The following is an 11,717-nucleotide window of genomic DNA, read 5'->3' on the forward strand; positions in this document are numbered from 1 at the left end:
GGCAGAAAGTTAACCAAAGAGCCGCGTGACGTCGTTGAAGAGTGCGATCGACATCATGACCAGCAGCAGCGCGACACCGCCGCGCTGAAGCCTTTCCATCCAAGCGTCGGAGACGCTCTTGCCGGTCAGGCCCTCCCAAAGATAATACATCAGGTGTCCTCCATCGAGGACCGGCAGCGGCATGAGGTTCAGCACGCCCAGGCTCACACTGATGAGTGCCAGGAACACCAGGTATTGGGTGATGCCCATGCTCGCGGACTTGCCCGCATAGTCGGCAATCGTCAGTGGTCCGCTCAGGTTCTTGAGCGAAGCCTCGCCGATCAGCATCTTGCCCATCATGCGTACGGTGAGCGCCGACACTTCCCAGGTCCTGACCACGCCGCGCCACGCGCCTTCGACGAACCCTTGCCGAACCAGCACCATCTCGGGCGGTGCCCCGACGTAGGCGCCGATGCGCCCGACCTTGTTCGCGCCTTCATCGCGCACATCCGGCGTGAGTTCGATGCCGACCGTCTGGCCGCCTCGCTCAACTTGCCATGACTGCGTGAGCGGCTGCCCGCCATCGACCGATGCACGGATCACTTCGCGCAATTGCTGGCCATCGACGATGGCCGTGTTGCCAACCGAACGCACGAGGTCGCCGGCGCGCAGGCCGGAACGCTCCGCCGCGCCCTCAGGCATCACCTCGCCGATCTCGGGACGCGTCAGCGGCGTGATGAGCCCGATCTTCCGGAACATCTGCGCATCAGCGTCCTTGGCTTCGATGCGGCTCAACGGCAAGACGACTTCTCGAGTGGGCCAACCACCCTCGCCCGCAATCTCCAATGTGAGGTCGCGTCCATCGAGGGCGCCGCGCGTCATGCGCCAGCGCAGGTCCTCGAAAGACTCCACCGGCTCCAATTCGCCACCAAAGCCCGCACGCGTGATGTGCTCACCACCGCTGAGGCCTGCGCGTTCAGCCAGGGAGGCCGCCACCGGTCGCGCGAGCTTGGCGACAGGCTCCTGGACTCCGATCCAATTGACGACGGTGTAGAGCAATACCGCCAGCAACAGGTTCGCAATCGGGCCGGCTGCGACGATGGCCGCACGGGAACGCAGGGGCTGGGTATTGAAGGCGCGATGGCGCTCTTCCGGCGCGACCGGACCCTCGCGCTCGTCGAGCATCTTCACGTAGCCGCCGAGCGGGAAGGCGCCGATGACGAACTCGGTGCTCTGTCCCGGGTGCTGGCGCTTCGGCTGCCAACGATAGAGGGTCTTGCCGAAGCCGACCGAGAAGCGCAGAACCTTCACGCCGCACGCCACGGCAACCCGATAGTGGCCGTACTCATGCACGGCGATCAGCAATCCGAGCGCAACGATGAAGGCAACGACTGTGAGCATCGGATGTTCCGGAAGTTGAGGCGTCAGGCCGCGAAGCGAAGCGCCGCCGCGTTGGCGGCCGCACGGGCGCTGGCGTCCAAGGCCAGCAGGTCCGCAAGCGATGCCGGATTGGAGGGATGCACAAGCTCCAAAGTTTCCATGTTGACCGCATGAATGCGATCGAAGCGCAGGCGACGATCCAGAAAGGCCTCGACGGCCACTTCATTGGCGGCGTTCAATACCGCGGTGGTTCCCGACGCGGCGCGCAACGCGTGCCACGCGAGTCCGAGCCCGGGGAAAAGCGCGGCGTTCGGCGCGTCGAAAGTCAATGAGGCCATCTGGCTGAAGTCGAGCCGGCCGGCACCACTGTCGATTCGCTCGGGCCATGCCAGCCCGACGGCGATGGGCACCCTCATGTCGGGTGTGCCCAGTTGCGCGATCACGGAGGCATCGGTGAACTGAACCATCGAATGAACCACGCTTTGGGGGTGGATCACGACCTCGATCTGCTCGGGCCGGACGCCGAACAGGTGGCGAGCCTCGATCACTTCGAGGGCCTTGTTCATCATGGTGGCGGAATCCACCGAGATCTTGCGGCCCATGACCCAGTTGGGGTGGGCGCAGGCTTGCTCGGGCGTGACGGTCGCCAATGTTTCCGGAGCGCGGGTGCGAAACGGGCCGCCGGAAGCGGTCAGGATGATCTTGTCGATGCGGCGCGACCAGGTCGCGGGATCTTCGGGCAACGACTGGAAGATGGCCGAGTGCTCGCTGTCGATCGGCAGCAGAGTCGCTCCGCCCTCGCGCACGGTGCGCATGAACAACTCGCCTCCGACGACCAACGCTTCCTTGTTGGCAAGCAGGAGGCGCTTGCCGGCGCGGGCGGCCGCGAGGCACGGGGCCAGTCCGGCGGCGCCGACGATGGCGGCCATGACCGCGTGGGTCTCTTCGTGCGAAGCGATGGTCTCGATAGCACCTTCGCCGCCCAGCACTCGCGTGGACAGGCCATTTTGTTTCAGCTTTTCAGCCAGCAACGCGGCGTGCGGGGCGCTGGCCATGACCGCGAACTTGGGCGAGAAGCGCGCGCACTGGGCGAGCATGTCGTCGACTTTCGTCGCGGCCGACAAGGCGAAGACCTCGAAGCGATCGGGATGTCGCGCGATCACGTCCAGCGTGCTCACGCCGACGGATCCTGTCGAGCCGAGCACCGTGATGCGTTGTTTGGAAGCGTTCACAAGAAGGCCAGCATCATTGCAATAGGTAGCGTAGGAAGGAGCGCGTCGATCCTGTCGAGCACACCGCCATGGCCAGGCAACAGGCCGCTGCTGTCCTTGGCGCCCGCGCTGCGCTTGATCAGGGATTCGACCAGGTCACCGACCACACTCATGGCTGCGAGAAACACCACGCTGATCAACAGCAGCCACCAGCCGCGCTCGGTCAGCCGCGTATAGAGGCTCGGGTCGGAAGCCTGCGCCGCCGAATCGGCCCAGACCCACGCGAGCGCGAGGACAACCACGCCGGCCATGCCGCCCCAGACGCCTTCCCAGCTCTTGCCAGGGCTGATCGTGGGCGCGAGCTTGTTGCGGGTGAACTTGAGACCGAAGGCCCGTCCAGTGAAATACGCGAACACGTCGGCCACCCACACGAGTACCAGGATCGACAGCAGGAAGTTGATCCCCACCATGCGTGCCTGCACAGCCGCCAGCCACGCCACCCACAGCGCCAGCAAGCCACCGACCAGACGCAGGCCCTTGGGCACGCGCGGCCAGCCGGGCACGGCGACACGCAGCAGCGCGGCGCCACCCAGGACCCACGCAGCGCTGGCAACGATCCAGACCGCCAGCAAGGGCGCTTCGAGCAGCCCCACCCACCACGAGAGCGCGCAGAGCAGGACCATTTCAACGCCGAGAAAGAGTGACAGGCGCGGACCGTAGTCATTCAGACGCCCCCATTCCCAAGCCGCAGCGCCGATCAGCGCCAACATGACCCAGGCGAAAGGCACGTACGAAGGATAGAAGAGCGCGGGCAGCAGGATCGCCAGCAAGACGACCGCAGTGATGATGCGTTGTTTGAGCATGCGCTCAGGCGACTTGCTGATCGGGCTGCGCGCTGGCCCCGATTTGCGCGGATGTCTGGCCGAACCGACGCTCGCGGCGCTGGAAGGCGGCAATCGCATCGTCCAGCGCGGCCTCGTCGAATTCAGGCCACAGGCGGTCGCTGAAGAACAACTCGGCGTAGGCGCTCTGCCAGAGAAGGAAATTCGAAAGCCGCTGCTCGCCGCCGGTGCGAATGAACAGATCGGGATCGGGCACGTGCGACAACGCCATTGCCGCATCGAGATTGGCCTCGGTCAGCGGCTCGCCGCGCGCAACGATCTGGGCTGCTGCCCTCGCGATATCCCACCGGCCGCCATAGTTGAAGCACACGTTCAGGACGAGCCGGCTGTTGTGCGCCGTCGCGGCTTCGGCCTGGAGCAGGCCTGCGATGATCTTTTCGGACAATCCGCCGCGCTCGCCGACGAAGTGCAGCCGCACACCGTCCTGGCTCAACTTCGGCACTTCCCGTCCGAGCGCCCCGACCATCAGGTCCATCAATCCCGATACTTCCTCGATGGGCCGATTCCAATTCTCGGACGAGAAAGCGAACACCGTCAGGACGCCGACGCCACGTGCCACGCAGGCCTTGACGCAACGCCTCAGGGACTCGACGCCCTGCTTGTGCCCCGCGACGCGAGGAAGGAAGCGACGCGTGGCCCAGCGCCCATTGCCATCCATGACGATGGCAATGTGGTGGGGAATGGTGCGCGCGGGCTTCACGTCAGACCGCCATGATCTCGGCTTCCTTGGCCGTCACGAGTCGATCGATCTCGGCAATGTGGCGATCGGTCACCTTCTGGATCTCGCCTTCGGCACGCTTTTGATCGTCTTCCGAGGCAAGCTTGTCCTTGACCAGCTTCTTGATCGCGTCATTGGCATCGCGGCGCAGGTTGCGGGTCGCGATCTTGGCGCTTTCGCCCTCGTTGCGGACGAGCTTGGTCATTTCCTTGCGGCGCTCTTCGCTCATCGGCGGCAGCGGAACGCGGATCAGGTCGCCCATCGAAGCGGGATTCAGGCCCAGGTCGCTTTCGCGAATCGCCTTCTCGATCTTGGCGCCCATGCCCTTTTCCCAGGGCTGGACGCTGATGGTGCGCGAATCGAGCAGCGCAACATTGGCGACCTGCGACAGCGGCACCGACGAGCCGTAGTAGTCGACGTGGATCGAATCCAGCAGTGCCGGATTGGCACGACCCGTGCGGATCTTGTTGAGGTTGTTCTGGAACGCGGCGAGCGACTGGTTCATCTTCGCGTCGGTTGCGTTGCGGATATCTGCAATTGTGGTCATCTCTACGATTCCTTGGATCCCGGACGATGATTCTTGTCAGGCATGCACCAGCGTGCCTTCGTCCTCACCCATCACGACGCGCTTGAGTGCGCCGTTCTTGAAGATCGAAAACACCTTGATGGGCAGGTTCTGGTCGCGGCACAGCGCGAAGGCGGTGGCGTCCATGATGCCGAGATTCTTGGCGATGGCTTCGTCGAAGCTCAGCCTGGCATAGCGGGTCGCGCTCAGATCCTTCTTGGGATCCGCCGTGTAGACGCCATCGACCTTCGTCGCCTTGAGCACGAGCTCGGCACCGATCTCGGCGCCACGCAGCGCGGCGGCCGTATCCGTCGTGAAGAACGGGTTGCCAGTGCCGGCGGCAAATATCACGACCTTGCCTTCTTCCAGGTACTGGAGGGCCTTGGGCCGTACGTAGGGCTCGACCACCTGCTCGATGGCGATGGCGGACATCACGCGGGCGATCAAGCCCTGCTTGTTCATCGCATCGGCCAGGGCGAGCGCGTTCATGACGGTCGCGAGCATTCCCATGTAGTCGGCCGTGGCGCGGTCCATGCCCACGGAGCCTCCCGCGACCCCGCGGAAGATGTTGCCGCCGCCGATCACGACGGCCACCTCGACACCCATGTTCACCACCTCCGCCACCTCGCCGACCATGCGGACGATGGTTGCGCGGTTGATGCCGAAGGCGTCGTCACCCATCAATGCCTCACCCGACAGCTTCAACAAGATTCGCTTGTGGGCTGGGCGGGGTTCGTGCATGGATCGTTCCTTTGGAGGTTGGCGGGGCGAGTGTAAAACGTGACAGTAAGGAAGCGGCAGCGCACCATGCGCCGCCGATCCCGGCGGCGTGACTTACGCCGCAGCCTTGGCGGCAGCGACTTGCGCCGCCACTTCGGCCGCGAAGTCGTCGACCTTCTTTTCGATGCCTTCGCCCACCACGTAGAGCGTGAAGCCCTTGATGGACGTGTTGGCGGCCTTGAGCATCTGCTCCACGGTCTGCTTGTCGTTCTTCACGAAAGCCTGGTTGTGCAGGGACACTTCCTTGAGGTATTTCTGCACGCCGCCTTCGATGCGCTTGGCGACGATGTCGGCCGGCTGCGGCTTCTTGCCTTCGGCTTCGGCCGTCTTGCGGTCTTCCTCGGCCTTGCCTGCCGCAACCGCACGCTCCTTCTCGATGAGGTCGGCGGGGACGTCTGCACTCGAGATCGCGACCGGCTTCATGGCGGCGATGTGCATGGCGACATCCTTGGCGGACGTGTCGTCGCCTTCGAATTCCACCATCACGCCGATGCGCGTGCCGTGCAGGTACGAGGCGACCTTGCCGTTGCCGGCGAAGCGCTTGAAGCGGCGGAAGCTCATGTTCTCGCCGATCTTGCCAATCAGACCCTTGCGCACGTCTTCGAGCGTGGGGCCGAAGCCGTCCTGCTCGTACGCCAGCGCACCCAGCGCGGCGAGGTCGGCGGGGTTGTGCTTGGCAACCAACATGGCGGCAGCGTTTGCCATCGCGAGGAAGCTATCGTTCTTGGTAACGAAGTCGGTTTCGCAGTTGATTTCGATCATCGCGCCGGCATCGCCTTCGACGAACGCCGCGACCACGCCTTCAGCCGTGATGCGACCCGAAGCCTTGCCAGCCTTGTTGCCCAACTTGATGCGCAGGAGTTCCTCGGCCTTGTCCATGTTGCCGTCGGCCTCGGTCAGGGCCTTCTTGCATTCCATCATCGGGGCGTCGGTCTTTGCGCGCAGTTCGCCGACCATGCTTGCGGTGATTGTTGCCATGTGTGTTCTCCGTTCGGTTTGTCAGTTGTGGCGACCCGCACCGGGCGCCACGAAAATCAGATTAAAAAAAAGGGGCAACAAAGCCCCTTCTTCAGGCTCGTGCGAGCGCGAATCAGGCGGAAGCGCCCTCTTCGACCTCGACGAACTCATCGGAATTGCCTTCGGACACGGCCTTCACGACGTCGCTGACGGCGCTGGAGCGACCTTCGATGATCGCGTCGGCGATACCGCGGGCGTACAGCGTGACAGCCTTGGACGAGTCGTCATTGCCGGGGATCACGTAGTCGATGCCTTCGGGCGAGTGGTTGGAGTCAACCACGCCGATCAGCGGAATGCCCAGCTTCTTGGCTTCGGCAACGGCGATCTTGTGGAAGCCCACGTCGATCACGAAGATGGCGTCGGGCAACGCGGTCATGTCCTGGATGCCGCCGATGTCCTTCTCGAGCTTCTCGATTTCACGGGTGAAGGTGAGCTGTTCTTTCTTGCTCAGGCTGTCGAGGCCGGCTTCGAGCTGGGCCTTCATGTCCTTCAGGCGCTTGATCGAGGTCTTGACGGTCTTGAAGTTGGTCAGCATGCCGCCGAGCCAACGGGTATCGACGAAGGGAACGCCGGCACGACGGGCTTCGGCCGCGACGATTTCGCGGGCCTGGCGCTTGGTGCCGACCATCAGGATCGTGCCGCGGTTGGCGGTGAGTTGCTTGGCGTACTTCATCGCATCCTGGAACATCGGAAGCGACTTCTCCAGGTTGATGATGTGAATCTTGTTGCGATGGCCAAAGATGAACGGGGCCATCTTGGGGTTCCAGAAGCGGGTTTGGTGACCGAAATGGACACCGGCTTCCAGCATTTCGCGCATGGTGGTCGACATAGGAATAACTCCAAAGGTTGGGTCTAAAATCCAGCCCGTTTTGTGTGCCATTCCTTCGATGGAATGGAGCTCACAACACCTTGAATGGGCTGGTTTGCGGATGCGTCTCGCAGCGGGAAAGTACCCAGGGCGAAACCCAAGGAGTATAGCACGCACCACCCTCCCTCCCCACCTTTCCCAGCCACCCACACCATGCGCCCAGACCTGCACGCCACCCGCCTCGCCCTGCTGGCGGGCACTTCCGACGCGCGCACCAAAATGGAGCAAGCCATCGCCACCGCGGAGTCGGCCGCCTGCCAGCATGTCTTCACACGCCAGTTGTTCGACGAAGGCCGCCGTGCCGCTGCCGCCGCGCCTCCCCGGCAGCGGCTGGCGGGCCTGGCCTTTTCGGTCAAGGACCTGTTTGATGTCGCCGGACAGCCCACACCCGCGGGTTCGATCGTACTGGCCCATGCACCGGCAGCCCAGGCCGACGCACCGGCGGTCGCCCGCCTGCGCGCCGCCGGCGGCGCCCTGCTCGGCCGCACCAACATGACCGAGTTCGCCTTTTCGGGCGTGGGCGTCAACCCACATCACGGAACGCCGGCAAACCCGAACGACCGGACGACCCAACGTATCCCCGGCGGGTCGTCCTCGGGTGCCGCGGTGTCGGTCGCCAGCGGCGCCGCGTTCATCGGGCTCGGATCGGACACCGGTGGCTCCATCCGCATCCCGGCGGCCCTGAACGGCATCGTGGGCTTCAAGAACACGGCGCGGCTGGTTCCTACAGAGGGCGCGGTGCCGCTGTCCACCACCCTCGACACCGTCTGCGCCATGACGCGCTCGGTACGCGATGCGATCACGGCGCATGAAATTCTTGCCGCCCGCCGAGTGACGGCCGGCACAGCGCCACTGGCGGCCTACCGGCTCGCGGTGGTCAAGGACCTGTTCCTGGACGACCTCGACCCCGTGGTTGCGAAGGCCTTCGAACGAACCGTCAAGACCTTGCGCATCGCCGGCGCCCGCATCGAGGAAATTGGCCTCACGGAGCTTGCCGACCTGCCTTCGATCAACTCGACCGGGGGCTTTTCGGCGGCCGAAGCCTACGCCTGGCACCGCCTGCTCATGGAGCGCAGCGGCGCCGGGTACGACCCGCGCGTCGCACAACGCATCCTCAAGGGCGCGACCATGAAGGCCCACGAGTACATCGAGCTCGGCAATGCCCGCCGCAGCTGGATCGCGCGCATCGAACGCTCGCTCGCCCCCTTCGACGCGGTGCTGTCGCCGACGGTGCCGATCACCGCGCCGACCATCGCGAGCGTCGCGCCCGGCGAGGAGCGCGACCCTGAATTCTTCCGCGTCAATGCGCTGCTTCTGCGCAATCCCTCCGTCGTCAACATGCTCGACGGCTGCGCCATCTCGATCCCCTGCCACGTCGCCGATGAGCTGCCCGTTGGCCTCATGCTCTGGCATGCTGCCCTGCACGACGACGCAGTGCTGGCCGTCGCGCTGCAAGCCGAACGCGCACTGCAGGAACGATGACGCTTGCCGTGTGCCGCGCAGGTGCCGACGAACAAATTTCACCGCAAAGAAACGAATGAAAATCGCGATCGTGGGAGCCGGGATCATCGGCGTCACCACTGCATGGGAGTTGGCCTCCGACGGTCATGATGTAGTCGTTTTCGAGCGCAGGGGCGCAGCCGCCGAAGAATCGAGTTTTGCCAACGCCGGCGTGGTTGCGCCTGGCTACGTGACGCCCTGGGCCGGCCCGGGCATGCGCGGCAAGGTGCTGCGCTCTCTGCTGTCCACGCACGGCGCCATCAAGCTGCGCTGGCCGCTGTCCACCCGTGATGTCCGGTGGATGGCGCGCTGGCAACGCGCCTGCAAGCTCGAAACCTATCTGGCCAATCGCGCGCGCATGCAGCGCCTGGCCTTCTACAGCCGCACCCGGCTGCACGAGATCACCGAGGCTTGCGACCTGGACTACGAACGCAGCGACGGCTACCTCGTGCTGCTGCGCTCCAAGCGTGAGAAGAAGCTGGTGCAGGCCGGGCTCGACGTCCTGCGCGCGGCCGGAAGCACCTTCCGAGAGATCGATGCAGACGAAGCGCGAAAGATCGAGCCTGCGCTCAGCACGGACACGAATCTCGTCGGCGCCATTCACCTGCCGGACGACGAAGTCGGAAATTGCAGGCAGTTTGCGCTGCTGCTCAAGTGGGAGGCCGAAGCCCTGGGCGCACAGTTTCATTTCAATTGCGACTTGGCGCCGCTGAGCCGTGCCGCGCCGACCGAACTGTCGCTGGCGAGCGGCTCCGAGGGCCATCGCTTCGACGCGGTCGTGGTGTGCGCGGGCGTCGCGTCAGCGCGATTGCTTCGACCGCTGGGCCTGCAAGTTCCCCTGGCGCCGGTCTACGGCCATTCGATCAGCGCGAGCATCCGCGAACCGCTCAATGCACCGCGCAGCGCAGTGATGGACGAGCGGTACAAGGTCGCTATCTCCAGGTTGGGCCTGCGCGTGCGGGTGGCAGGCAGCGCCGAACTGGGCGGCTCGCCCGGAACCTTGAATCCCGCTTCGCTGAAGACGCTGTACAAGGTGCTGCAGGACTGGTTCCCAGGGGCGGTCACCTTGCAGGCCGGCGTCCAGCAATGGAAGGGTGCGCGTCCGATGATGCCCGACGGTCCGCCGATCATCGGTCCAAGCGGCATTCCGGGCGTCTGGCTGAATCTCGGGCACGGCTCCAGCGGCTGGGCGCTGTCCTGCGGGAGTGCACGCGTTCTGGCGGACCTCATGGCCGGGCGGGATGCAGGCATCGATCTCGAGGGGCTCGGGATCGAGCGAATGCTGCAACACTGACACCAAGCGTCAAGTGCCATGCAACGCATCACATCCGCCACCGCCGCCCCCTTGTTCGACATTGCGGCCGCGCGCCGGATGGAGCAAGCGGCAACGGCCGCGCTGGCGCCGCACACCCTCATGCAGCGCGCGGGCCTCGCGGTGGCACGGCTGGCGATGGCGACGGCCCCCCATGCGCGCACGATCTGGGTGGCCTGCGGGCCCGGCAACAACGGCGGTGACGGGTTCGAAGCGGCGGCACAACTCCAACGACGGGGCTTCGCGACGGTCATCACCCGAATCGGCGATGAGAGTCGCCTGCCCGCAGATGCACGCGCGTCGCTGCAGAGCGCCCGAGCCGCGGGCGTGCAGTTCTCGGAGGTACCGCCGGAACACCCCGATCTCGCCATCGATGCGCTGCTGGGAATCGGCGCCACCCGACCACCCGGCGGAGCGATGATCGACTGGCTGCAGCAAATGCATACCGCTCGCTCGCCCGTGCTCAGTGTGGATACGCCGTCCGGGCTGAACGCAGAAACCGGCACTCTCTCGACGGACTTCCTTGCTGGCCCTCCATCACGCACCGATGGTCCTCGACGCTTGTGCCTGAGCCTGCTGACCCTCAAGCCCGGCCTCTTTACCGCGCAGGGTCGCGATGCAGCGGGCGACGTGTGGTTCGACGACCTTGGCGTTGCCGCGGGTAACGAAGCGCCCGTGGCGCGCCTGCTGGGCACCTCGCCCGCTCCCTCCCGGTGGCAGTCATCGCACAAGGGGAGTTATGGCGACGTCGCCGCGATTGGCGGCGCGCCTGGAATGGCGGGCGCCGCCTTGCTCGCCGCTTCGGCCGCCCTCTGCGCAGGCGCCGGTCGCGTTTTCGTTGCACTTCTCGACACGAACATTGCGCCGCTTGACCTCGTGCAACCCGAACTGATGTTTCGTCGCCGGGAGACCCTGGACCTCGGCGCGATGGCGGTCGTTTGCGGCTGCGGCGGCGGTTCGGCGGTGCACAAAGTGCTTCCCCACGTGCTGGAAGCTGCGCATGCGCTGGTCCTCGACGCGGACGCACTCAACGCCATTGCCGGAGACAGCGTCCTGCAGCGCCTGCTGAATGCCCGATCCGAGACCGGGCGGTCCACCGTGCTGACGCCGCATCCATTGGAAGCGGCCCGTCTGTTGGGTTCGGCGACACGGGACGTGCAGAGCGATCGGCTTGGCGCAGCGAACCGCCTTGCCGAACGCTATCGCGCCGTGGTCGTGCTCAAGGGCTCGGGCACGGTCATCGCCAATGTCGGCGCAACACCGGTGATCAATACCAGCGGCAATGCGCGCCTCGCAACCGCCGGCACCGGCGACGTCCTCGCCGGCATGGTGGGCGCCGCGCTGGCCGCAGGTCGCCCAGCCAGAGCGGCCGCGTGCGAAGCCGTCTGGCGACATGGAGATTTGGCCGACCGCTGGCCGGCGCACGTTCCGCTCACAGCGAGCGCACTGGCGCGCGGCCTCCCCGCCACGCCCTGACCCTGGCGG

At 65.3% G+C, this 11,717-nt stretch carries 11 protein-coding genes; 3 read left to right on the top strand and 8 right to left on the bottom strand.

The annotated features are described in order from the left end of the window. Positions 1 to 9: 9 nt before the first annotated feature. The 8 genes from rseP to rpsB form a co-directional block, all read right to left on the bottom strand. The gene (gene rseP, locus QTI04_RS05690; protein WP_286614495.1) at positions 10 to 1,380 is read right to left on the bottom strand and encodes an RIP metalloprotease RseP; all 1,371 of its coding nucleotides are present in this window, start codon (positions 1,378 to 1,380) and stop codon (positions 10 to 12) included. A 23-nt stretch (positions 1,381 to 1,403) separates the two neighbouring features. Next, positions 1,404 to 2,591: a 1-deoxy-D-xylulose-5-phosphate reductoisomerase gene (ispC, locus tag QTI04_RS05695; protein WP_286614496.1), complete on the bottom strand. Its 1,188-nt coding sequence runs from the start codon at positions 2,589 to 2,591 to the stop codon at positions 1,404 to 1,406. Next, positions 2,588 to 3,433 carry a phosphatidate cytidylyltransferase gene (locus QTI04_RS05700; protein WP_286614497.1) on the bottom strand — a complete coding sequence of 282 codons (846 nt, stop codon included), beginning with the start codon at positions 3,431 to 3,433 and terminating at the stop codon, positions 2,588 to 2,590. The genes ispC and QTI04_RS05700 overlap by 4 nt, the downstream gene beginning before the upstream one ends. 4 nt (positions 3,434 to 3,437) lie before the next feature. Further along, complete coding sequence (gene uppS / locus QTI04_RS05705; protein ID WP_286599031.1) at positions 3,438 to 4,172, bottom strand: polyprenyl diphosphate synthase; 735 nt, start codon at positions 4,170 to 4,172, stop codon at positions 3,438 to 3,440. Between the two features lies 1 nt (position 4,173). Next, positions 4,174 to 4,737 (bottom strand): ribosome recycling factor, encoded by a 564-nt coding sequence (gene frr / locus QTI04_RS05710; protein WP_286599032.1) that lies wholly within the window; start codon positions 4,735 to 4,737, stop codon positions 4,174 to 4,176. Between the two features lie 36 nt (positions 4,738 to 4,773). Next, positions 4,774 to 5,496 (bottom strand): UMP kinase, encoded by a 723-nt coding sequence (gene pyrH, locus QTI04_RS05715; protein ID WP_286599033.1) that lies wholly within the window; start codon positions 5,494 to 5,496, stop codon positions 4,774 to 4,776. A gap of 93 nt (positions 5,497 to 5,589) precedes the next feature. Continuing rightward, the gene (gene tsf / locus QTI04_RS05720; protein WP_286599034.1) at positions 5,590 to 6,513 is read right to left on the bottom strand and encodes a translation elongation factor Ts; all 924 of its coding nucleotides are present in this window, start codon (positions 6,511 to 6,513) and stop codon (positions 5,590 to 5,592) included. Between the two features lie 112 nt (positions 6,514 to 6,625). Beyond that, complete coding sequence (rpsB, locus tag QTI04_RS05725; protein WP_286599035.1) at positions 6,626 to 7,381, bottom strand: 30S ribosomal protein S2; 756 nt, start codon at positions 7,379 to 7,381, stop codon at positions 6,626 to 6,628. A 192-nt stretch (positions 7,382 to 7,573) separates the two neighbouring features. On the opposite strand from rpsB, the gene QTI04_RS05730 reads away from it, so the two are divergent. Genes QTI04_RS05730 through QTI04_RS05740 form a run of 3 tightly spaced genes read left to right on the top strand, consistent with a single transcriptional unit; the run spans position 7,574 to position 11,708 of the window. Then, positions 7,574 to 8,902 carry an amidase gene (locus tag QTI04_RS05730; protein WP_286614498.1) on the top strand — a complete coding sequence of 443 codons (1,329 nt, stop codon included), beginning with the start codon at positions 7,574 to 7,576 and terminating at the stop codon, positions 8,900 to 8,902. Between the two features lie 55 nt (positions 8,903 to 8,957). After that, positions 8,958 to 10,214: a D-amino acid dehydrogenase gene (locus tag QTI04_RS05735; protein ID WP_286599038.1), complete on the top strand. Its 1,257-nt coding sequence runs from the start codon at positions 8,958 to 8,960 to the stop codon at positions 10,212 to 10,214. A gap of 18 nt (positions 10,215 to 10,232) precedes the next feature. After that, on the top strand, positions 10,233 to 11,708 hold the full coding sequence (locus QTI04_RS05740) for an NAD(P)H-hydrate dehydratase (protein WP_286614499.1): 1,476 nt from the start codon (positions 10,233 to 10,235) through the stop codon (positions 11,706 to 11,708). Positions 11,709 to 11,717 lie beyond the last annotated feature (9 nt).

The organism is Variovorax sp. J22R115 (assembly GCF_030317005.1).
In the GTDB taxonomy this organism is placed as follows: Bacteria; Pseudomonadota; Gammaproteobacteria; order Burkholderiales; family Burkholderiaceae_C; genus Variovorax.